18 protein-coding genes are annotated in these 22,214 nt (G+C 64.8%); 15 read left to right on the plus strand and 3 right to left on the minus strand.

Features of this window, described 5'->3' with window-relative positions:
• The first annotated feature begins 34 nt into the window (after positions 1 to 34).
• Together XH84_RS19335 and trmB are read left to right on the plus strand one after the other, a co-directional pair.
• Positions 35 to 1,192 (plus strand): M20 family metallopeptidase, encoded by a 1,158-nt coding sequence (locus XH84_RS19335; protein ID WP_128922695.1) that lies wholly within the window; start codon positions 35 to 37, stop codon positions 1,190 to 1,192.
• Positions 1,189 to 1,899, plus strand: a complete 711-nt coding sequence (gene trmB / locus XH84_RS19340; RefSeq protein WP_128922694.1) for a tRNA (guanosine(46)-N7)-methyltransferase TrmB — start codon at positions 1,189 to 1,191, stop codon at positions 1,897 to 1,899. The genes XH84_RS19335 and trmB overlap by 4 nt, the downstream gene beginning before the upstream one ends.
• Here the strand turns inward: trmB and XH84_RS19345 are convergent.
• On the minus strand, positions 1,896 to 2,978 hold the full coding sequence (locus XH84_RS19345) for a DUF2336 domain-containing protein (RefSeq protein ID WP_128922693.1): 1,083 nt from the start codon (positions 2,976 to 2,978) through the stop codon (positions 1,896 to 1,898). The genes trmB and XH84_RS19345 overlap by 4 nt on opposite strands.
• Positions 2,979 to 3,340: 362 nt before the next feature.
• Here XH84_RS19345 and rimP point away from each other — a divergent pair, with 362 nt between their 5' ends.
• From rimP to pnp, 8 genes are all read left to right on the plus strand, one after another.
• On the plus strand, positions 3,341 to 4,096 hold the full coding sequence (rimP, locus tag XH84_RS19350) for a ribosome maturation factor RimP (RefSeq protein WP_128922692.1): 756 nt from the start codon (positions 3,341 to 3,343) through the stop codon (positions 4,094 to 4,096).
• A gap of 2 nt (positions 4,097 to 4,098) precedes the next feature.
• Complete coding sequence (nusA, locus tag XH84_RS19355; RefSeq protein WP_128922691.1) at positions 4,099 to 5,709, plus strand: transcription termination factor NusA; 1,611 nt, start codon at positions 4,099 to 4,101, stop codon at positions 5,707 to 5,709.
• A 77-nt stretch (positions 5,710 to 5,786) separates the two neighbouring features.
• Positions 5,787 to 6,470, plus strand: a complete 684-nt coding sequence (locus tag XH84_RS19360) for an RNA-binding protein (RefSeq protein WP_128922690.1) — start codon at positions 5,787 to 5,789, stop codon at positions 6,468 to 6,470.
• A 70-nt stretch (positions 6,471 to 6,540) separates the two neighbouring features.
• A complete protein-coding gene (infB, locus tag XH84_RS19365) occupies positions 6,541 to 9,243 on the plus strand; it encodes a translation initiation factor IF-2 (RefSeq protein WP_128948496.1) in 2,703 nt (900 codons plus the stop codon).
• Positions 9,244 to 9,398: 155 nt separating this feature from the next.
• A complete protein-coding gene (rbfA, locus tag XH84_RS19370) occupies positions 9,399 to 9,833 on the plus strand; it encodes a 30S ribosome-binding factor RbfA (protein ID WP_128921223.1) in 435 nt (144 codons plus the stop codon).
• Positions 9,830 to 10,948, plus strand: coding sequence for a tRNA pseudouridine(55) synthase TruB (gene truB / locus XH84_RS19375; protein WP_164936483.1), 1,119 nt, complete (start codon positions 9,830 to 9,832; stop codon positions 10,946 to 10,948). Before rbfA ends, truB begins: the two co-directional genes overlap by 4 nt.
• A gap of 2 nt (positions 10,949 to 10,950) precedes the next feature.
• On the plus strand, positions 10,951 to 11,220 hold the full coding sequence (gene rpsO / locus XH84_RS19380; RefSeq protein ID WP_028133641.1) for a 30S ribosomal protein S15: 270 nt from the start codon (positions 10,951 to 10,953) through the stop codon (positions 11,218 to 11,220).
• Positions 11,221 to 11,598: 378 nt separating this feature from the next.
• Entirely contained in the window at positions 11,599 to 13,755 is a 2,157-nt protein-coding gene (pnp, locus tag XH84_RS19390; RefSeq protein WP_128921221.1) for a polyribonucleotide nucleotidyltransferase, read from the plus strand.
• A gap of 209 nt (positions 13,756 to 13,964) precedes the next feature.
• Here the strand turns inward: pnp and katG are convergent, their stop codons facing one another.
• The gene (katG, locus tag XH84_RS19395) at positions 13,965 to 16,130 is read right to left on the minus strand and encodes a catalase/peroxidase HPI (protein WP_128921220.1); all 2,166 of its coding nucleotides are present in this window, start codon (positions 16,128 to 16,130) and stop codon (positions 13,965 to 13,967) included.
• A gap of 113 nt (positions 16,131 to 16,243) precedes the next feature.
• Here katG and XH84_RS19400 point away from each other — a divergent pair, with 113 nt between their 5' ends.
• From XH84_RS19400 to XH84_RS19420, 5 genes are all read left to right on the plus strand, one after another.
• On the plus strand, positions 16,244 to 17,170 hold the full coding sequence (locus XH84_RS19400) for a hydrogen peroxide-inducible genes activator (RefSeq protein ID WP_128921219.1): 927 nt from the start codon (positions 16,244 to 16,246) through the stop codon (positions 17,168 to 17,170).
• A gap of 7 nt (positions 17,171 to 17,177) precedes the next feature.
• Entirely contained in the window at positions 17,178 to 17,642 is a 465-nt protein-coding gene (locus tag XH84_RS19405) for a GNAT family N-acetyltransferase (protein WP_128921218.1), read from the plus strand.
• Positions 17,643 to 17,933: 291 nt separating this feature from the next.
• Entirely contained in the window at positions 17,934 to 18,572 is a 639-nt protein-coding gene (locus XH84_RS19410; RefSeq protein WP_245471769.1) for a hypothetical protein, read from the plus strand.
• A 19-nt stretch (positions 18,573 to 18,591) separates the two neighbouring features.
• A complete protein-coding gene (locus XH84_RS19415; protein ID WP_128921216.1) occupies positions 18,592 to 19,407 on the plus strand; it encodes a hypothetical protein in 816 nt (271 codons plus the stop codon).
• 141 nt (positions 19,408 to 19,548) lie between these two features.
• Complete coding sequence (locus XH84_RS19420) at positions 19,549 to 20,145, plus strand: glutathione S-transferase family protein (RefSeq protein WP_128921215.1); 597 nt, start codon at positions 19,549 to 19,551, stop codon at positions 20,143 to 20,145.
• Positions 20,146 to 20,155: 10 nt separating this feature from the next.
• On the opposite strand, the gene XH84_RS19425 is transcribed toward XH84_RS19420, so the two are convergent.
• On the minus strand, positions 20,156 to 22,150 hold the full coding sequence (locus tag XH84_RS19425) for an autotransporter family protein (RefSeq protein WP_430641917.1): 1,995 nt from the start codon (positions 22,148 to 22,150) through the stop codon (positions 20,156 to 20,158).
• Positions 22,151 to 22,214: the final 64 nt, after the last annotated feature.

Here is a 22,214-nt window from a genome sequence, read left to right on the forward strand (position 1 = left end):
ATTTGTGGCCGCGCCTCGACGTGCGTCCGCTTCGATGATGCGATTCAAAGGCACAGATGCACCCATGGTCAGCACCAATTGGTTCGATTCTCAAACTATTCTCGATGGCATCCGCCGCTGGGTCGAGATCGAGACGCCGACGGAAGCGCCTGAACAGGTCAACAAGCTCGTCTCGGTCGTCGCGGAGCAATACCGCGATCTGCCCGTCACGCTCGAGCGCGTCGCCGGCGTCGATGGCTGCGGCGATCATCTGCTGGCGCGCTCGACCTGGGGCCAGGACCAGCCGGGCATTCTGGTGCTGAGCCACCTCGATACCGTCCATCCCATGGGATTCATCGAGCGTCTGCCGTTCAAGGTCGAAGGCGACGTCGCCTACGGTCCCGGCATCTACGACATGAAGGGCGGCGCCTTCATCGCCCATCACGCCTTTGGCGCGCTGTGTGCGACGGCCGATCGACCGCCGCTCGGCATCACGCACCTGTTCACCTCCGACGAGGAGATCGGCAGCCCGACCTCGCGCGCGCTCATCGAGCAGGAAGGACGCAAGGCCAAATACGTGCTGGTGACGGAGCCGGCGCGCGACGGCGGCAAGATCGTCACCGGACGCAAGGGCGTCGGACGCTTCCGGGTGTTCGTCAAGGGCGTGCCGGCGCATGCCGGCTCGCGGCCCGAGGACGGCCGCAGTGCCGTCCGCGAACTCGCCAACGTCATCCTGGCGCTGGAAGGCATGAACGACCTCGAGCGTGGCGTCTCCGTCAATGTCGGCGTGGTGCGCGGCGGCACGCGCCCCAACGTCACGCCGGAAGAGGCCTATGCCGAAGTCGATCTGCGCGTGCTGAGCCTCAAGGATGCAGACGAGTTCGTCGGCAAGATTCTCGCTCTGACCTCGAAAACCGAGGGCGTCGCCGTCACCGTCACGGGCGAGCTCAACCGTCCGCCTTACGAGAAGAGCAATGCGGGCGCCTCGCTGTTCGAGCATGCGAAGACGCTCGCCAGCGAAATTGGCTTCGAGCTGATCGACACCCACACCGGCGGAGGCTCGGACGGCAATTTCACCGCCCCGCACACTGCAACGCTGGACGGGCTCGGCGTCGACGGCAAGGGCGCGCACACCCATTATGAGCAGCTCTATGTCTCGTCGCTCGCGCCGCGCGCGCGGCTGCTCCATCGGCTGTATCAGACGCTGCGATGAGCGAGCGCAAATCAGACCCCGATCGCGACGACAGCGAGCGCGCCTTCTTCGGGCGCCGCAAGGGCCACAAGCTCAGGCAGCACCAGGCCGAGCTGGTCGATCACCTACTGCCGCATCTTGCGCTCGACATCCACAGTGAGACACCGACGGACGCCCGCGAGATCTTTGGCCCCGCAACTGAAGATGTCCGGCTCGAGATCGGCTTCGGCGGCGGCGAGCATCTTGCGGCCGAGGCACAGAAATTCCCCACGACCGGCTTCATCGGCTGCGAACCCTACGTCAACGGCATGGCGAAGATCCTCGCGCAGATCGAGGCCGCCAACATCGGCAACATCCGCTTGTTCGCGGGCGATGCCGCGGAGCTGCTGGCCTGGCTGCCGAAGGGATCGCTGTCGCGGATCGACCTGATCCATCCCGATCCCTGGCCGAAGCGGCGGCACTGGAAGCGGCGCTTCGTCCAGGACCGCACCATCGCCGCGATGGCGCGCGTGCTAAGGAGCGGCGGCGAATTCCGCTTCGTCTGCGATATCGACGATTATTGCGCCTGGACGCTCTCGCATCTTGCGCGCTCGCAGGACTTCGTCTGGCTGGCCGAACGCGCCGATGACTTCAGGCAGCCATGGCCGGGCTACACCATGACCCGCTACGGCCGGAAGGCCGCGCGCGAAGGCCGCAAGGCGGCATACTTACGGTTCAAGCGAGTTTAAATCGTCTGCCGGTTGCGCCAGAAATTCACGACGCGTTCGGCGGTCGTCGGCATCAGGCGCGTGAAGTTCACGCGCGCGGCCTCGATGTCGGCATCGGCGGGCGTGCGATGCGGACCGTACCAGAGCAGGATGAGCGCACGCACCGTGGGCCAGCCCAGATTCAGCACGCGGCCGACGATGAGAATCGGATCATAGCGGTCGCCTGAAATCAGGCGGTCGAGAACCGAGAGGCGAACACCGGACATCGCCGAGAGCGAGGCGATCGATTCCTCGTATTTGTTCGCCTTGGCGAAGCCGAGCAGCGCGCTCTCGCCAAGATTGCCCCCGCGATGCAAGGAGAGCACTGTGCGCTGGGCCGCCGAGAAATCGCGCCGGGGTCCGGGCGGCAGCGCGGCTTCCTCGATCGCCGCCATCGCGCGCTTGATCTCGACCTGGCGCACGGGATTGACCACGCTGGAGAGGCGGCGGCGGATGACGTCGAGTGTCCCGTCGAGAAGATGCTTCAGGTTCTCACCGGAAAGATCGGTGCGCTGGCCGATCTTGAGCGTCAGCACGCCGTCCCGCGCCGCGCGCTTGATCATCTCGGAATAGCTGGCCGGTGAGAACACCGCACCGGCATTGCCGGCGGCGCGGCGTACGACGTCGCGATCGCCGCGCTCGATCAGCACGTCGGTGATTCCGGCGGACAATGCCGGGCGCTCCGTCATCGCCAGCAGATGACCCTGGCCCTTCAGCCTCGCGATCTCGACCAGAGCGGCGTCATCGAGCACGGGCGAGCGGCGCAGCACGGGGCCGGCCACCATAATCTCGTTTTCGCGCGCGAGTTGATTGACCAGATGCGGCGGCGCGTTGTTCAGGTGCGAGAAGCGCTCGGCCAGGTCGGCGCGCGAGGCAAGCTCGGCATGCGGCACGAGATCGATCAGGAGATTGTCGAAGAGATCGATGAGCTCGGGACGAAGATTGGCGGCACCCTGAAAGAACAATTCGGAGATGGCGCGCGCAATCTCGCCGCGCCGCCGCGGATCGCCGCGTTTGACGATATCGTCCAGTCCGGGAATGAGCGACGTGGCAACGGTCATGAAAACGCAACTCGAGCAGGGCACGCCGCGGGTGCGCCCTTGGTCCAAGCCGCCCCACAATCATGGAATTTAGCCTCCCCAGGTGAAGGAAGCGTTAGGCCCGGGACGCCGCGAATCGGGCGCAAAAAGCCTCGTTTGACCCGCGATGGGCCTTGTCCGGGCGGATCAAAAGCGCTATATCAGCGCCAATTCATCTTCTCATACGATCCGCGTAGTGAGAGTGGGCCCGAAAGGACCCGCTCTTTTTTATTACCTGAACGCGGCTTGGCGGAAGATGCGCGGCCCGACGCGTGTCGGGGAAGTTCCGAAGCGGGCTTTGAGATCTTAACCAAGCCTTAACCATCGAGCGCCTGATCCTGGACATGACCGAACCGAACCCTGGTTCCACGGACGCCGAATTGCTGGCCGAGCCGAGACTCGTGGTCGAGCCGGGCGTGGCGGCACGGGTGTCCGCGGTCGCAGCGCCGGTGCTCGAGGGCATGGGCTACCGCCTGGTGCGAATCCGCATTTCCGGCGAAGCCGGCTGCACCGTGCAGATCATGGCCGAGCGGCCGGACGGCTCGATGCAGCTCGAAGATTGCGAGGCGATCTCGCGGGCGCTGTCGCCCGTGCTCGATGTCGCCGACCCGATCGATCGCGCCTATCGGCTGGAAATTTCCTCGCCGGGGATCGACCGTCCGCTGGTGCGCCGCTCCGATTTCGAGCGCTATTCCGGCCATCTGGTGAAGATCGAGATGGCCGTCGCCCATGAAGGACGTAAGCGGTTCCGCGGCATGCTCGGCGCCGTCGAAGGCGACCGCGTGCATCTGCGTCGCGACGACGTCAAGGCGGGCGATGATCCCGACGTGCTCCTGACCATGGAGGACATCGGCGAGGCCCGGCTGGTGCTGACCGACGAGCTGATTGCGGAATCGATGCGCCGCGGCAAGGCCGAGGAGCGCAAGATGCGCAGGGATCTCGGCCTGGAGCCGCCGGCTGCCCCGCACGCGGAGATCAGCGCGAAGACCACCAAGAACACCAAGCCGAAGAAGAAGCCGGCCCCGACCAATACAAAGAAGCATCGCCTGGCCGCCGAACGTGCGCGACGGGGCGAGATCGAGCCTGACGAAGGAGACTAGCCATGGCAGTCAGCGCCAATCGACTTGAATTGCTCCAGATCGCCGACGCCGTTGCGCGCGAGAAATCGATCGACCGCGGCATCGTCATCGCGGCGATGGAAGACGCCATCGCCAAGGCCGCGCGCGCCCGTTACGGCAGCGAGACTGACGTTCACGCCGAGATCGATCCGAAGAAGGGCGAGCTGCGGCTGTCGCGCCATATGCTGGTGGTCGAGAAGGTCGAAAACCATTCCAACCAGATCTCGCTGGTCGACGCGCAGCGCGCCAATCCCGGCGCCCAGGTCGGCGATACCATCGCTGACACCCTGCCGCCGCTGGAATATGGCCGCATCGCCGCGCAGTCGGCCAAGCAGGTCATCGTGCAGAAAGTGCGCGAGGCCGAGCGCGACCGGCAATACCAGGAATTCAAGGACCGCATCGGCGACATCGTCAACGGCGTCGTCAAGCGCGTCGAATATGGCAGCGTGATCGTCGATCTCGGCCGCGGCGAAGCCATCATCCGCCGCGACGAGATGCTGCCGCGCGAAGTGTTCCGCAACGGCGACCGTGTCCGGGCCTACATCTTCGACGTCCGCCGCGAGACGAGAGGCCCGCAGATCTTCCTCTCCCGCACCCATCCGCAGTTCATGGCGAAGCTGTTCGCGCAGGAAGTGCCGGAGATCTATGACGGCATCGTCGAGATCAAGGCGGTGGCCCGCGATCCGGGCTCGCGCGCCAAAATCGGCGTGATTTCCCGCGATTCCTCGGTCGATCCGGTCGGCGCCTGCGTCGGCATGCGCGGCTCGCGCGTGCAGGCCGTGGTGAACGAATTGCAGGGCGAGAAGATCGACATCATCCCCTGGTCGCCTGATATCGCGACCTTCGTGGTCAACGCGCTGGCGCCGGCCGAAGTGTCCAAGGTCGTCATCGACGAAGACCGCGAGCGCATCGAGGTCGTCGTGCCCGACACCAACAACCAGCTTTCGCTGGCGATCGGCCGCCGCGGCCAGAACGTGCGTCTGGCCTCGCAGCTCACCGGCTGGGACATCGACATCCTGACCGAGCAGGAGGAATCGGAACGCCGTCAGGCCGGCTTCGAGAACTCCACCCGCGTCTTCATGGAATCGCTCAATGTCGACGAGGTTGTCGGCCAGCTGCTCGCGTCCGAAGGCTTCACCGCGGTCGAGGAAGTCGCCATGGTGGACCTCAAGGAACTCGCCGGCATCGAGGGTTTCGACGAGGAGACCGCGCAGGAACTCCAGAACCGTGCCCGCGAATATCTCGATCAGCAGGAAGCCGAGATCGAGGCCAGGCGCAAGGAGCTCGGTGTCGAGGACGCGGTCAGGGACGTGCCCGGCGTCACCTCCAAGATGCTGGTGAAGTTCGGCGAGAACGACATCAAGACGGTCGAAGACCTCGCCGGTTGCGCCACTGACGATCTGGTCGGCTGGACCGAGCGCAAGGAAGGCGGAGAGCAGACCAAATTCCCGGGCGCCCTCGATGGAATCGATATCTCCCGCGACGATGCCGAAGCGATGATCATGCAGGCCCGCGTCAAGGCCGGCTGGATCACCGAGGCCGACCTCGCCAAGCCCGCCGAAGAGGCTGAGGCGACCGAAGATCAGCCGGCTTGAGGCGTATTCAGCAAAAGTGGAGGCCGGTTTTGCTTAGAGAACACGCGACTTAGAAGGCGAAGGAGGATGTCGCCCGGATGCTCGCCAATACTGACAGCGAACTCGACAATGGACCGCGGACCGAAAGGTCCGCGACCATGCGGATGTGCGCTGTCAGCCGGCAGGTCCGGCCGATCGACGAGCTGATCCGCTTCGTCATTTCCCCGCAGGGCGACGTAGTTCCAGATCTCAAGCGCAAGCTGCCCGGACGCGGCATGTGGCTCACGGCCTCCCGCGGGGTGGTTGCGGAAGCGGTGCGGCGTCACCAATTTAGCAAGGCCTTCAAGCGCGAGCTGCGCCCCCCACAGACGCTTCCTGCCGACATCGAGGCGCTCCTGGTTCGGAGCGTGACGGAAGCCCTTGGGATCGCCGCCAAGGCCCGCCAGATCGTGACTGGCTTCGGCAAGGTCGAAAGCGCCCTCAAGGAAGGCACGGTCGAGGTCCTGATCCATGCCAGCGACGGGGCCGCGGACGGAATCCGCAAATTGGACACGCTGGCACGTCAAAATGCCGGAAATCGCGGCGCCAAGCCGCAGATTCCCGTCGTCACCGCACTGAAATCGGTAGAATTGGATTTGGCACTGACCCGGTCAAATGTGATACATGCTGCCCTGCTCGCGGGCCCGGCGAGCAAGTCATTCCTGTCACGTAGCCAGATGCTGGTCCGATACCGGATGGCGGACGATGACAAGACTGCCGAAAAGCACGGCCAGGATTTCTGAGAGACAACGACGACCCAATTGGACGGTGCGGCAACGCACAACACTGATAAATCAGGATTAGGACTGCTGAATGGTTGATACCAAGACCCCTGGCGACAAGAAGCTGAGCGTTCCGAGCAAGACGCTATCGCTCAAGCCGCGCGTCGAAACGGGCACTGTGCGCCAGAGCTTCAGCCATGGCCGCAGCAAGCAGGTCGTGGTCGAGAAGCGCGGCAAGCGCCGCATCGACGGCACCCCTGAGCCGCAGGCTGCCGAGGTGGCGAAGCCCGCACCGGCCGCGCCCACGCCCGCCCCGTCACGGCCCGCGCCGCCGCGCAACTCCGGATCCGGCGTGGTGCTGCGCACGCTGACCGAGGACGAACGCTCCGCCCGCGCCAGCGCGCTGGCCGATGCCAAGGTGCGCGAAGTCGAAGAGCGCCGCCAGGCCGAGGAAGAGGCCCAGCGCCGCGCGGTCCGCGAGGCCGCCGAACGCGCCGAGCGCGAGGCCGCCGAATCCCGCCGCAAGGCCGAGGAAGAGCGCCACCGCCACGAGGACGAGGCCAAGCGCAAGGCCGAGACCGAAGCCAAGAAGCGCTTTGGCGAAGGCGAGCAACCGCAATCCGCTCCGCGCCCCGCAACCGCGGCCCCGGCCGCTCCTGCGCCGCGTTCCGGCGCGCCCGCAGCGCGCCCCGGCACCACGACCACGGCACGCCCGGGAACGACGACGGCGCGCCCCGGAACCAGCACGCAGCGGCCGGCCGGCGGACCTTTGGGTCGCACGCCCGCGGTCGCGGCCGGACCGGACGAGGACGATGGTCCGCGCCAGATCCGTCGCGGTCCCGGCGGCGCCGCGCGTCCTGTGGCGGCCCCCAAGACCACCCACAAGCCCGGCCCGCAGAAAGAGCGCGGCCGCCTGACGGTCGTCACCGCGCTCAATGCCGACGAGGTGCGCGAGCGCTCGATCGCCTCGTTCCGCCGCCGCACCCAGCGTCTGAAGGGCCACGCCTCGAACGAGCCCAAGGAAAAGCTGATCCGCGAGGTCGTCATCCCGGAAGCGATCACCATCCAGGAACTCGCCAACCGCATGGCCGAGCGCGCCGTCGACGTCATCCGCATGCTGATGAAGCAGGGCGCGATGCACAAGATCACCGACGTGATCGACGCCGACACCGCGCAGCTGATCGCGGAAGAACTGGGCCACACCGTCAAGCGCGTTGCCGCCTCCGACGTTGAGGAGGGCCTGTTCGACCAGGTCGACGATTCCACCGACACCGAGACCCGCTCGCCCGTGGTGACCGTGATGGGTCACGTCGACCACGGCAAGACCTCGCTGCTTGATGCGCTCCGTCACGCCAACGTGGTCTCCGGCGAGGCCGGCGGCATCACCCAGCATATCGGCGCCTATCAGGTCGTCTCGCCCGAAAGCGGCAAGAAGATCACCTTCATCGACACGCCCGGCCACGCCGCGTTCACCGCGATGCGCGCCCGCGGCGCCAAGGTCACCGACATCGTCGTGCTGGTGGTCGCGGCCGACGACGGCGTGATGCCGCAGACGGTCGAGGCCATCAACCACGCCAAGGCGGCGCGGGTGCCGATCATCGTTGCCATCAACAAGATCGACAAGCCCGACGCCAAGCCCGAGCGCGTACGCACCGAACTGCTCCAGCACGAGGTGCAGGTCGAATCGTTCGGCGGCGACGTCGTCGACGTCGAGGTGTCCGCCAAGAACAAGACCAATCTCGACAAGCTGCTCGAGATGATCGCGCTCCAGGCCGACATCCTCGACCTCAAGACCAATTCGGAACGGCCGGCCGAGGGTACCGTGATCGAGGCCAAGCTCGACCGCGGCCGCGGCCCGGTCGCGACCGTGCTGGTCCAGCGCGGCACGCTCCGGGTCGGCGACATCATCGTCGCCGGCGCCGAAATGGGCCGCGTCCGCGCGCTGATCTCCGATCAGGGCGAGACCGTGCAGGAAGCAGGTCCGTCGGTGCCGGTCGAAGTGCTCGGCTTCAACGGTCCGCCGGAAGCCGGCGATCGTCTCGCCGTGGTCGAGAACGAAGCCCGCGCCCGCCAGGTCACCAGCTACCGCGCGCACCAGAAGCGCGAGAACGCGGCTGCCTCGATCTCCGGCATGCGCGGCTCGCTCGAGCAGATGATGTCGCAATTGAAGACCGCGGGCCGCAAGGAATTCCCGCTGATCATCAAGGCCGACGTGCAGGGCTCGCTGGAAGCGATCCTCGGCTCGCTGGAGAAGCTCGGCACCGACGAAGTCGCAGCCCGCATCCTGCATGCCGGCGTCGGCGGCATCTCGGAATCCGACGTGACGCTGGCCGAAGGTTTCAACGCCGCGATCATCGGCTTCTCGGTTCGAGCCAACAAGGAAGCCGCTGCGGCCGCCAAGCGCAACGGCATCGAGATCCGGTACTACAACATCATCTACGACCTCGTGGACGACGTGAAGAAGGCGATGAGCGGCTTGCTCGCGCCGACCTTGCGCGAAACCATGCTCGGCAATGCAGCGATCCTGGAGATCTTCAACATCTCCAAGGTCGGCAAGGTCGCCGGCTGCCGCGTCACCGACGGTACCGTGGAACGCGGAGCCAATGTGCGCCTGATCCGCGACAACGTCGTCGTGCACGAGGGCAAGCTGTCGACGCTGAAGCGCTTCAAGGACGAAGTGAAGGAAGTCCAGTCCGGTCAGGAATGCGGCATGGCCTTCGAGAACTACCACGACATGCGCGCCGGTGACGTGATCGAGTGTTACCGCGTGGAGACGATCCAGCGCTCCCTGTAAGTCCAAATCTTACCGAAGCGCCCGGATCTTTTTGAACTGAAATTGCGGGAGTGCGATGGCCGGATTTTTTCCGACCATCCACCCCTCTTCGTTTCAACAGGACAAATGACAATGCCCGTGTCCCAAACACGGGCATGACGAGGTGATTTTCGAGAATGCCACGCCATCATCAGAAGAAGAGTTCCGCACCCGGCGGAGGCTCGCAACGTCAGTTGCGCGTCGGCGAGCAGGTTCGCCACGCGATGGCCGATATTCTGGCGCAAGGCAATGTGCACGATGCGGACCTCGAAGGTCACATCATCACCGTGCCGGAGGTGCGGATGTCGCCCGACCTGAAGCTCGCGACAGTCTATGTGATGCCGCTCGGTGGCCGCGACACCGAGATCGTCATCGCTGCGCTCGAACGCAACAAGAAGTTCCTGCGCGGCGAAGTCGCGCGGCGCGTTAACCTGAAATTTGCACCCGACCTTCGCTTCCGCGTCGACGAACGATTCGACGAAGCGGAACGAATCGAGAAGCTTTTGCGAACACCTGCGGTGCAGAAGGATCTGGAACAGGATCCGGAGACGGATCGGGAAGAAGAACGATGACGATGGACCCGGCTCACGACACGATCAGCGGCGAACAGGCCGATCAGCGCGACGTGCAGAAAAATAATTTTCCGGACATGGGCGGCAATTCTGAGCCGCATCACGAGCCGCGCCGCGTCAACAACGATCCGCGCGCCAGGCAGCAGAAGGGCAACCAGGTTCGCCGCGACCGGCGCGACGTCCACGGCTGGGTCGTGCTCGACAAGCCGATCGGGATGACCTCGACGCAGGCGGTTGCGGTGCTCAAGCGCCTGTTCAACGCCAAGCGCGCCGGACACGCCGGCACGCTCGATCCGCTCGCCTCGGGCGGGCTGCCGATCGCGCTCGGGGAGGCCACCAAGACCGTTCCCTTCGTCATGGACGGCCGCAAGCGCTACCAGTTCACGGTGTGCTGGGGCGAGGAGCGCGACACCGACGACATCGAGGGCCGGGCGACCGCGACCTCCGACCAGCGTCCGACCCGGGAGGCCATCCTGGCCCTGTTGCCCCGCTTCACCGGGGTGATCGAGCAGATCCCGCCGCGCTATTCCGCGATCAAGGTCCAGGGCGAGCGCGCCTACGACCTCGCTCGCGACGGCGAGGTGGTGGAGCTGGCCCCCCGCCCGGTCGAGATCCATCATTTAACCCTTGTGGATCAACCGGATAACGACCACGCCGTATTCGAGGCCGAGTGCGGCAAGGGCACCTATGTCCGCGCGCTGGCCCGCGATATGGGCCGGATTCTCGGCACTTTCGGCCATATTTGCGCGCTCAGGCGGACCCTGGTCGGCCCATTTGGCGAAAACGACATGATTCCGCTGGATCAGTTGGAGGCTTTGTGCGATAGAGCCGCGTCCGGCGAGGGCAGCCTCGCCGACGCGCTTTTGCCCGTTGAGACCGCGCTGGACGACATCCCGGCACTGGCCGTCACTCGGGCTGATGCGGCAAGGCTCCATCGGGGCCAGGCCGTTTTGTTGCGCGGACGGGATGCGCCCACTTGTAGCGGCACAGTCTATGTCACGGTGGCAGGCCGGCTTCTCGCGCTTGCTGAAGTCGGCAATGGCGAAATCATCCCCAAGCGTGTGTTCAACCTGACCGGCCTGACTGCCAGCCCCGGTCGCAACGAGAGAAATTGACGATGTCGATTGCCGCAGAACGCAAAGCGGAAGTCATCAAGACGAATGCCACCAAAGCCGGCGATACCGGCTCGCCCGAGGTTCAGGTCGCAATCCTGTCGGAACGCATCAACAACCTCACCAGCCATTTCAAGACCCACGTGAAGGACAACCATTCGCGTCGCGGCCTCCTGAAGCTGGTCTCGACCCGCCGCTCGCTCCTCGACTACCTCAAGAAGAAGGACGAGGCGCGGTACAAGGCGCTGCTCGAGAAGCACAATATTCGTCGTTAAGAGTCCCTGCGCGCGCCACCGGCGCGCGTTTTCGCACGCGGTTTCGAACGAAAGCACTTATTTAAAGCTTTTTGATCGAGGTTGCGCGCACGTCGGATGCGGGCCGTTGACGGCCAGCATCCGGGGCATGATGGGCGAAGACCGAAGGTTCGGTGTTCGCATTCGTGCCGACTGACAGTCCAGCAGCAATCCGGCGGCTGGGCACAACGGGCAAGGCGCCCGTATGACCCGAAAGGATGGACGCCATCCGAAATCCAAAAACCATGGCAGGATCGCAGGACGCTGATCATCCGCTCCGATCAGCGTCCCGCAATCTTGCGCATGGTTTTTGTTTTTCGGGGTCGCCCCTCTTTCGAGAACCCATGAAAGAAGACCTCTATGTTCAATAAGCATTCAGTCGAGATCGACTGGGGCGGACGCCCTCTCAAGCTCGAAACCGGCAAGATCGCCCGCCAGGCCGACGGCGCCGTCGTCGCCACCTATGGCGAGACCGTGGTGCTTGCCACCGTCGTCGCGGCGAAGGCGCCGCGCGAAGGCGTCGACTTCCTGCCCCTGACCGTCGACTATCAGGAGAAGACCTACGCTGCTGGCCGCATTCCCGGCGGCTATTTCAAGCGCGAGGGCCGTCCGACCGAGAAGGAAACGCTGGTCTCCCGCCTGATCGACCGTCCGATCCGCCCGCTGTTCGTCGACGGCTGGCGCAACGAGACCCAGGTGATCGTCACCGTGCTCTCGCACGACATGGAGAACGACCCTGATATCGTCGCGCTGGTGGCCTCGTCCGCGGCGCTGACCCTGTCCGGCGCTCCGTTCAAGGGACCGATCGGCGCGGCCCGCGTCGGCTTCGCCAATGACGAGTTCATCCTCAATCCGACGCTTGACGAGATGGTCGACACCCAGCTCGACCTGGTCGTCGCCGGCACCGCCGACGCCGTGCTGATGGTGGAATCGGAAGCCAAGGAGCTGAACGAAGACATCATGCTCGGCGCGGTGATGTTCGGTCATCGCCACTTCCAGCCGGTGATCAACGCCATCATCGAGCTCGCCGAGAAGGCCGCCAAGGAGCCGCGCGAAGTCACCGTGATCGACAATGCCGCGCTCGAGAAGGAGATGCTCGGCCTCGTCGAGCAGGAGCTGCGCGCCGCTTACGCCATTCCGGTCAAGCAGGACCGCTACGCCGCGGTCGGCAAGGTCAAGGAAAAGGTGATCGCCCACTACTTCCCCGAAGGGCAGGAACCGAAATACGACAAGCTGCGCATCGGCGCCGTGTTCAAGGAGCTCGAAGCCAAGATCGTTCGCTGGAACATCCTCGACACCGGCAAGCGCATCGACGGTCGCGACAGCAAGACCGTGCGCAACATCGTCGCCGAAGTCGGCGTGCTGCCGCGCGCCCACGGCTCGGCGCTGTTCACCCGCGGCGAGACCCAGGGCCTGGTCGTCACCACGCTCGGCACCGGCGAAGACGAGCAGTACATCGACGCGCTGTCGGGAACGTACAAAGAGACGTTCCTGCTGCACTACAACTTCCCTCCCTACTCGGTCGGTGAGACCGGCCGCCTCGGCGGCACCAAGCGCCGCGAGATCGGCCACGGCAAGCTGGCCTGGCGCGCGATCCATCCGGTGCTGCCGCCGCATCACGAGTTCCCCTACACGATCCGCGTGGTCTCGGAGATCACCGAATCCAACGGCTCCTCGTCGATGGCTTCGGTCTGCGGCGCTTCGCTCGCGCTGATGGACGCCGGCGTGCCGTTGAAGCGGCCGACCGCGGGCATCGCGATGGGCCTGATCCTCGAAGACAAGCGCTTCGCGGTTCTCTCGGACATCCTCGGCGACGAAGACCATCTCGGTGACATGGACTTCAAGGTCGCCGGCACGGAAGCGGGCATCACCTCGCTCCAGATGGACATCAAGATCGAGGGCATCACCGAAGAGATCATGAAGGTGGCGCTCGGCCAGGCCAAGGAAGGTCGTATTCACATCCTCGGCGAGATGGCGAAGGCGCTCACCAACGCCCGCGCCGAGCTCGGCGAATACGCGCCGCGCATCGAGACCTTCAAGATCGCCACCGACAAGATCCGCGAAGTGATCGGCACCGGTGGCAAGGTGATCCGCGAGATCGTCGAGAAGACCGGCGCCAAGGTCAACATCGAGGACGACGGCACCGTGAAGGTCGCCTCCAGCGACGGCGAAGCGATGAAGGCTGCGATCAAGTGGATCAAGTCGATCGCGTCCGATCCTGAAGTCGGCCAGATCTATGACGGCACCGTCGTCAAGGTGATGGAGTTCGGCGCCTTCGTGAACTTCTTCGGCTCCAAGGACGGCCTCGTTCACATCAGCCAGCTCGCGGCCAACCGCGTGCAGAAGACTTCCGACGTCGTCAAGGAAGGCGACAAGGTCAAGGTCAAGCTGCTCGGCTTCGACGATCGCGGCAAGACCCGCCTGTCGATGAAGGTGGTTGATCAGACCACCGGCGAGGACCTCGAAGGCAAGGGCGGCGAGGGCGAGAAGGCCCCGCGCGAAGCCGCCGGCGAGTAGTCGCTTCACTGTGTCAGAAATAGAAAGGGCGGCCGAAAGGCCGCCCTTTTTGTTTGTGTTCGCTCCGGGCGATCTGCGCCCCCTCTCCTGCTTGCGGGCGAGGGTCGGGGAGAGGGTGTTTCCTCAGCGAGACTCCCGACGCGGAGACTGCCCTCACCCGCGCCTTCGGCGCGACCTCTCCCGCAAGCAAGCGGGGGAGGTGAAGTGCCTCATGTCGCGACGTCGTAGCGGTCGAGGTTCATCACCTTGGTCCAGGCCTTGGCGAAGTCCTGCACGAACTTCTCCTTCGCATCTGAGGTCGCATAGACCTCGGCGAAGGCGCGGAGCTGCGAGTGCGCGCCGAAGATGAGATCGACGCGCGTGCCGGTCCACTTCACCGCATTGGTCTTGCGGTCGCGGGCCTCGTAGCTGCCGTCGGCGGCCGGCGTCCACTGCGCGCTCATGTCGAGCAGGTTGACGAAGAAGTCGTTGCTGAGCGTACCCACCTTCGACGTGAGGACGCCGTGCTTCGAACCGTTCGCATTGGCGCCGAGCACGCGCAGACCGCCGACCAGGACCGTCATCTCAGGACCGGTCAGTCTGAGCAACTGGGCACGATCGACGAGGGCTTCTTCCTGCTGCAGGAACTGATGCTTCTTACCGACATAGTTGCGGAAGCCGTCGGCCCGCGGCTCGAGCGGTGCAAAGGATTCCGCGTCGGTCTGCTCCTGCGAGGCATCCATGCGGCCCGGCGTGAAGCCGACCTTCACGTCCACGCCGGCATCCTTCGCGGCTTTCTCGACCGCAGCGGTGCCGCCAAGGACGATGAGGTCAGCGAGCGAGACCTTCTTCGCGCCTGACGAGGCGTTGAAGTCCTTCTGGATCGTTTCCAGCTTGCCGAGCACCTTCGAGAGCTGAGCCGGCTGGTTGACCTCCCAGTCCTTCTGCGGGGCCAGGCGAATGCGCGCGCCGTTCGCGCCGCCACGCTTGTCCGAGCCGCGGAACGTCGAGGCCGACGCCCAGGCAGTCGAGACCAGCTCGGGCACCGACAGGCCCGATGCCAGGATCTTGCTCTTCAGCGCGGCGACGTCCTGCTCGCTGACCAACTCGTGGTTCACCGCCGGAATCGGGTCCTGCCAGATCAGCGTCTCCTTCGGCACCAGCGGGCCGAGATAGCGCTGGATCGGACCCATGTCGCGATGGGTGAGCTTGAACCAGGCGCGGGCGAAAGCGTCCGCGAACTGAGCCGGGTTCTGAAGGAAGCGCCGCGAGATCTTCTCGTAGGCCGGGTCGAAGCGCAGCGAGAGGTCGGTCGTCAGCATCGTCGGCCGATGCTTCTTCGACTTGTCGAAGGCGTCGGGGATGATCGCGTCGGCGCCCTTGGCGGTCCACTGGTGCGCACCGCCCGGGCTCTTGGTCAGCTCCCATTCGAAATTGAACAGGTTCTCGAAGAAGTTGTTGCTCCACTTCGTCGGCGTCGTCGTCCATGTCACCTCGAGACCGCTGGTGATGGCATCACCCGAATGACCCGACGCGTGCTTGCTCTTCCAGCCGAGGCCCTGATCCTCGAGCGCGCCTGCTTCCGGCTCCGGTCCGACCAGCGAGGGATCGCCCGCGCCATGGGTCTTGCCGAAGCTGTGGCCGCCGGCGATCAGCGCGACGGTTTCCTCGTCGTTCATCGCCATGCGCGCGAAGGTCTCGCGGATGTCCTTGGCCGCGGCGACCGGATCCGGCTTGCCGTTGGGGCCTTCCGGATTGACGTAGATGAGGCCCATCTGCACCGCGCCGAGCGGCTCGGCGAGCTGGCGTTCGCCGCTGTAGCGCTCATCGCCAAGCCAGGTGCCCTCGGGACCCCAATACAGCTCTTCCGGCTCCCACACGTCGGCGCGGCCGCCGGCGAAACCAAAGGTCTTGAAGCCCATCGATTCCAGCGCGACGTTGCCGGCGAGCACCATCAGGTCGGCCCAGGAGAGCTTGCGGCCATATTTCTGCTTGATCGGCCAGAGCAGACGGCGCGCCTTGTCGAGGTTGGCGTTGTCAGGCCAGCTGTTGAGCGGCGCGAAGCGCTGTTGTCCGGCGCCGGCGCCACCGCGGCCATCGGTGATGCGATAGGTGCCCGCGCTGTGCCAGGCCATGCGGATCATGAGGCCACCATAATGACCGAAGTCGGCGGGCCACCATTCCTGTGAGTCGGTCATCAGAGCGGTCAGGTCCTTGATGACCGCGTTCAGATCGAGCGACTTGAATTCCTTGGCGTAGTCGAACTCCTTGCCCATCGGATCGGACAGGCTGGAATTCTTGTGCAGCACCTCGATATTGAGCTGCGTCGGCCACCAGTCGCGGTTCACGCGCGTGGGTTTTCCGCCCGAAAACGGGCACTTCGAAGTGTCGTCCATGATTACCTCCTCTGGTGGCGTCCGACGGCGCCTTGGACCAGGTAGAACCACTCTAAGCGTCGCAATCGATCAGGGGAAGTTGACTTTAATGATCGCTGCGATAGGTTTTTCTGATGATCAACGTGACGCTGCGTCAACTCCGGTACTTTGATGCGCTGGCGCGCCACGGTCATTTCGGCCGTGCGGCCGAGTCTTGCTCCATCTCGCAACCGGCCTTGTCGATGCAGATCAAGGAGTTGGAGGAGGCGCTGGGCGGCCTGCTGCTGGAGCGCAGTGCGCGCCAGGTGGCGCTGACCCGGTTCGGCGAGGAGCTCGCGCAACGCGTCCGCGACATTTTGCGCTCGGTCGATGAGCTCGGCGATTTCGCCCGCGCCTCGCAGGATCGCTTCGCGGGCCGCTTACGCATCGGCATGATCCCGACCATCGCGCCATATCTCCTGCCCACGATCACCAAGAATCTCACGCGCCTACATCCAGAGCTCGACATCCGCGTGCGCGAGACCATGACGCCGCGGCTGATCCAGGAGCTGGTGGAGGGGCGGCTCGACACCGCCATCGTCGCGTTGCCGGTGTCGGAGCCCTCGCTCACCGAAGTCGCCTTGTTCGAGGAAAAATTTCTCCTGGTCCGGCCAAGCTCCGACGAGGGGACGCCGGCCCCCTCGCGCGAGAGGATGCGCGAGATGCGGCTGTTGCTGCTCGAAGAGGGCCACTGCTTCCGCGATCAGGCGCTGTCGTTCTGCAACATGCAGTCGGCGCCGCCGCGCGAGATGCTCGATGCCAATTCGCTGTCGACGCTGGTACAGATGGTGAGCGCCGGCATCGGCGTGACCTTGATCCCGGAGATGGCGGTGCCGGTGGAGACGCGCTCGGCCTCTGTCTCGCTGACGCGCTTCCGCGACCCCGAGCCGTCGCGCACCATCGGCATGGTCTGGCGCAAGACCAGCCCGCTGGCCCGGCAGCTGCTGCAGATCTCCGAAGTGGTGTGCCTGTCGGCTGGCAAGGTGCGGGCGGGTCCGGCCGCGCGCATTCACCGGACCTGAGCGCCAGATGTCGCATCCGGTCATCCGTCCCGCCCGCGCAGACGAATACGATGAGGTCGGCCGAGTCTGGATGGAGAGCTGGGTCTCGACCGGCCTCGGCGAGGCCAGCGACTTCCTGCTGGCAAACCTGCGCGCGCGCATCCGGCGCGAGATCGAGGACGGCTGGAGCCTGTTCGTCGCCGATGATCGCGGCACCATCGCCGCCATGCTGGCGCTGCATCTGCCAAAGCATTATCTCGACATGCTGTTCGTCGCGCCGGCCTATCAGGGCCGATCGCTCGGCCGGCAATTGCTTGCCTTCACTCGCACGCAGATGCGGGATGAGATGTACCTGCGTTGCGTCCGCGAGAACGAAAAGGCCTGGCGCTGGTACGAGCGCGAGGGTTTTGTGTTCGAGAAGGAAGAGATCGAGCCGTCGAACGGATTCATGATGAAATATTATCGGTGGAAGCGGCAGCGATCCAACGGATAGGCGACGATCTCGGGGGGCAGCTTGCGGTTGTCACGACCCCCCCTTAGTGTGGTGCGTGCGATGACCTCCTGCTTCTGATCCCCTCTGGAATCCATGTTTCGATCTGCTGCCTCAGTGCTCGTTCTGCTGATCTTTCTGGCTCCGGCAGCAGCACAATCCCCGCCTGCAACCACCGGGCCCGCCGCTCAGTCCGCGCCACAGGCAAAGCCGACAGCCAAGAAAGCGACCGCGAAACCAAAGGCGGCAGCCAAGTCTGCGGAGCCAGCGACGACCGGTCCTTGTGGCGTCGGCGTGATTGCGGGGATCGGAGACGTCTTCGTCGTCCAGAAGATCGGTCTGACCGTGTTCGGCAACGACTACGCAGAAGTCCCGGTATCTTGGGGTCTCGACGATCTCGTCTTTGCGCGGGCGCGGGCCGCAGCAGGCAACGCGCCGGTCCGACGCATTGCTTACGCCAAGGGCGCGCTCGATTCCTACTATCACCCCAAATCGGGCCTGTTCCGCAATCAGCGCCAAGAGTTGTCGAACCTGATCCGACAGATTGCGGGCAATGCCGGTTGCGAGCGCTATCTCGTCATCATGCGTAGCGAAGGACAGCTTGACGGAACCAATCAGTCGCTCAGCGGCGTCGGCATCTTCAGCCGGGGTGTCGGTCTCATCTCCTACGCCTATGTCTTCGCCTATATCGGCGTGACATGGGTCGACGGCCACACCTTCGAAATCATGAAAGGCCCCGCCGTGACGTTCGAAGGTGTTATGAAGCATATGGCGGACAACTTCGTGTCGAACGAGCTTTTGCAGAAGGTGGACAAGTCCATGTTTCCGGAGGCGGCCGCGGACTCCGCCAACAACACCGCCCTGCACGACACCACGCGCGACCTTCTGACAAAGCGGCTCGACAAGATCTTGCCGCCCTACTTCGCGCAGTAAGACGCGTTCGGGTGCGACGATGAACATTCTCGCTGCGGTACTGGTATCGTATGCGCTGCTGTCGCCGACGGGCGGGCAGGTGCAACCGGCGCCGAAGCCGGAGGTGGTCAGGCCGCCTGCGGCGAAGAAGCCGGCTGTCGCTCCACGTGTTCCCGCAGAAGGGGGTCCGTGCCAGATCGGCGTCATTCCGATTGCCGGCGACCTGTTCATGGTTGAGAAATTCGGTCCCCTGAAGTTTCTCGACAAGTATGCGCGGACTTCGGTCGCGGCGTGGGCGCTCGACGACCTCGTCGTCTCGCGCGTTCGCGCCGCCGCGTCCGGCAGTTTGGTCCGGAGAATCCCGTATGCGCCGAAAGAGCTCAGATCGGGAGGTCGTCAGGAGCAGACTTCACTCTTCAGGCCCTACCGCGAAGCGGCGGCGATCGGGAGCTTCGTTCAATTTCTCGCGCCACGGCTCCGCTGCGAACGCTACCTGGTCGTTCACCGGCACGGCGGAACGCAGCGGGAATACGGCATCGGCATCTCGCAATACCCGTATGGCGGACCCGTACACCTCTTCGCCATGATGTTCATCCGGATCTATGACGGCCGGACCTTCGAGTTGCTCAAGGAGGCGCCTGCCTTGATGACCGAGGACACCTATATCGAGCGCATGCGGGCTAATTTTCTCGGCGGCCCCTCGATGCAGTTGGAACGCGCGATGTTTCCGGAAAAGCCTGCGGACGTGGTCGGCAATCCTGTGCTCCGCGAGGGCGTACGCACGATGTTGACGAAAAGCCTCGACAAGACATTACCCTCCTTGCTGCAACGACCGGCGCAGACTCAGCCGCGCTGACTGAAGACGCCCGCCGGATTTGTTGACCAAGTTGTGGCTCTCGGACGCCGCATACGCCCAGGCGTAGTACGTTGCGAATGCGCGGCAAACGCGGCATGAATCGCCTGCTCTTCGCCTCTCGCCCACGAAAGGTCCCTCGCCATGATCAAGCTCTATTGGTCGCCCCGCTCGCGCTCGTTCACGACGCTCTGGCTGATGGAGGAGAGCGGCCTGGCCTATGAGCGCGTGCTGACCGACATCTCGACCGGCGCGCAGAAGGCGCCGGACTATCTGAAGATCAACCCGATGGGCAAGGTGCCGGCGCTGACCGACGGCGACGTCGCGCTCGGTGAAGCCGCCGCGATCTGCGCCTACATTGCCGACCGTTATCCCGAGACCAAGCTGGCGCCGGCGGTGACCGATCCGCGCCGTGGACGGTATCTGCAATGGCTGTTCTTCTCGCCGGGTTGCATCGAGCCCGCCATCATCCAGATCTTCACCAAGATCGAGATTCCGACCTCGACCGCGGCCTGGGGCAGCGCCGCGCAGGTATTCGACGTGCTGGACAATGCGCTCGCCAAGGGACCGTGGATTCTGGGCGAGGACTTCTCGGCCGCCGACATCACCATCGGCTCGGGCCTGAATTTCGCAGTGCGCCTGTTCAAGATGGTGCCGACGCGCCCCGCCTTCGATGCCTATCTGGCGCGCTGCATGGCGCGGCCGGCGTTCCAGCGCGCGGAGAAGATCGCGGCGGGGTGAAACCGCACGCTTACAACTTGATCTTGAGCACGGCGAGCCCGGACTGCTGAAGCAGTCCGGAAGATGTCGCCGCAACACCGTAGCGGATGCCGAGATCAAACCCCTTGCCGTCGGCCGCGACGAGGCCCAGTGCGGTCGAGTAGATCCAGGGCGACAACGCAAGGCCGCCTGTGACGAAACTATCGCCGCCGCCGGCAAACGCCGACTTGATCTGCAGTCCCTGGCTCAACGTGTTGTAGCCGACGCCGACATCGCCAGTGAGATAGACCTGCTTCGTGATCTGGTACGCGCTCTTCAGCCCTGCCGTCAGTGTCAGTTCGCGATAGGTTTGCGAATCCACGTTGAGGCTGAAGCCGCCCGCGCCACCCTCTTGATAGGCGGGTGAGCGAACCTGCCCATAGTCCAGCCGCGCCGACGGCGCGATGGTAAGCCCCGGCTCGGCCGAAATCAGCTTGCGGACGCCGGCCCCCACGTGACCGCTGTAGGAACGATAACCGGCGGCGGCCATGCCGTTGATGAACGTGAGCGAGCGGCTCTCGCCGCTGTCATTCAGCGCGACGTCGAGCTGACCGTCGACCTGAAAGCCATGGCCGAGGACATAGGCCCCGTAGAGACCCGCCTGATAGGAATCGATGGCAAGCCGGTTCGGGACGGCATCGTCGCTGCCGGTGATGGCTTGATGCGAATAGGCAAACACGCCGCCGAGCATCGCGCGCGAGGTGATCGTCGTGTCCGCACCGACGGCAATGCCCCCGCCGGACGCGTTATAGCCCGGTACGCCGCCGACGCTGTCCTGCCGAATGCTGCCGCCGAGCGGCTTCATCCAAAGATTCCGCTCAGGCGTGACGCCGGTGTTCAGCCCAATCACATCGTCCAGTCGCCCCGTCATCGCCTGCTGGAACACGCGCTGCGTGGCGTAGGTCGCCTGCGATGCCGCACCGGTGAGAACCGGCAAGGTCTGGTTGACCGCGTTGACCAGACCGGAACCGCTGAGATTGTCGAGCGCGGTGAAGCCGGTTGCCATGCTGCCGGTCCAGCCGAGCGATGTCGCCGACAGGCGATAGAGCATGTCGGCCGCGCCTAAGCCCGCGCGGCTGTTCTGCGCCCGAAGCGTTTCGGCATAGGGGCGCACCAGGGAGAGATAGGCGACCCCGCCAGTGGGATTGCCCGAGAGATCGTAGGTGCTGACGAGCATCTGTGCGCCCGACGCGTCGCCGCTGGCGGTGCCATAGAGGCTGGCGAGCGTGCCCTTCGAGAGCGTGTTGAAGAGGACATTGCCTTCTGGAGTGGCAGATCCCAGCAGCGTGAAGTTGGCGGCAGAGCTGCCGGCCGGTGCAACGCCCGCGCCCCAGAAATATCCGTTCTGGTAATTCGTAATGACGAAACGGCCGGGGGCCGACGTGCCGAACAACGCGTTGCTGGCAATCCGCCACGGCGTGCCCGAGGTCCACGCCCATTGCGGGACGGAGTTGGCGGGAACGGGCTGCGAGGCCGGCGGCGTGAACGTCGCGGGATCGTAGGGCAGCATATAGGCCCAGTGCGTCACCAGCAGATTGTCGCCTGTGATCATCTGCATTTCCATCGCGGTGACGCCGTTGATGGTTCGCATGTGGCCGAGGCCGACCGTCACCGCGCCGCCCGACGTCGGCGTGAACAGCATCGTGATCTGGCCCGCGGTCGTGACGAAACCCTGGATGGTCGAGGTGTCGGTCAGCAGCGCCGGCCCAAGCTTGAGCTGCGCAACGCTCGTTCCCGTGAACGAGCCGTTGGTCGCCGTCGCGAGCGACCACAGCGTCTGGTCGCCGATCGGGATCGGACTGGAAAAGCCCGTCTTCGGCGCGGCATAGGCCAGCAGCTGCGCCGTGGGGACGTACCAATTTGTGTTGGAGAGGGTCGGGTCCCAGATCGCCGACTGTGCCAAGGCATGCGAAGCCCCGCAGAGCAGCATGGCGCCCGCAACGGACGCCAGCGCGCTCGCGCGACCCATCGCATGCACCGTCGGCACGACCACTCCTCCCGAACCGCAGGAGATACGACCCTGCGGCGCCACCGCGGGAAGCATGCATAAT

The sequence above is a fragment of the Bradyrhizobium nanningense genome, from assembly GCF_004114535.1.
GTDB classification, from domain to species: Bacteria; Pseudomonadota; Alphaproteobacteria; order Rhizobiales; family Xanthobacteraceae; genus Bradyrhizobium; species Bradyrhizobium nanningense.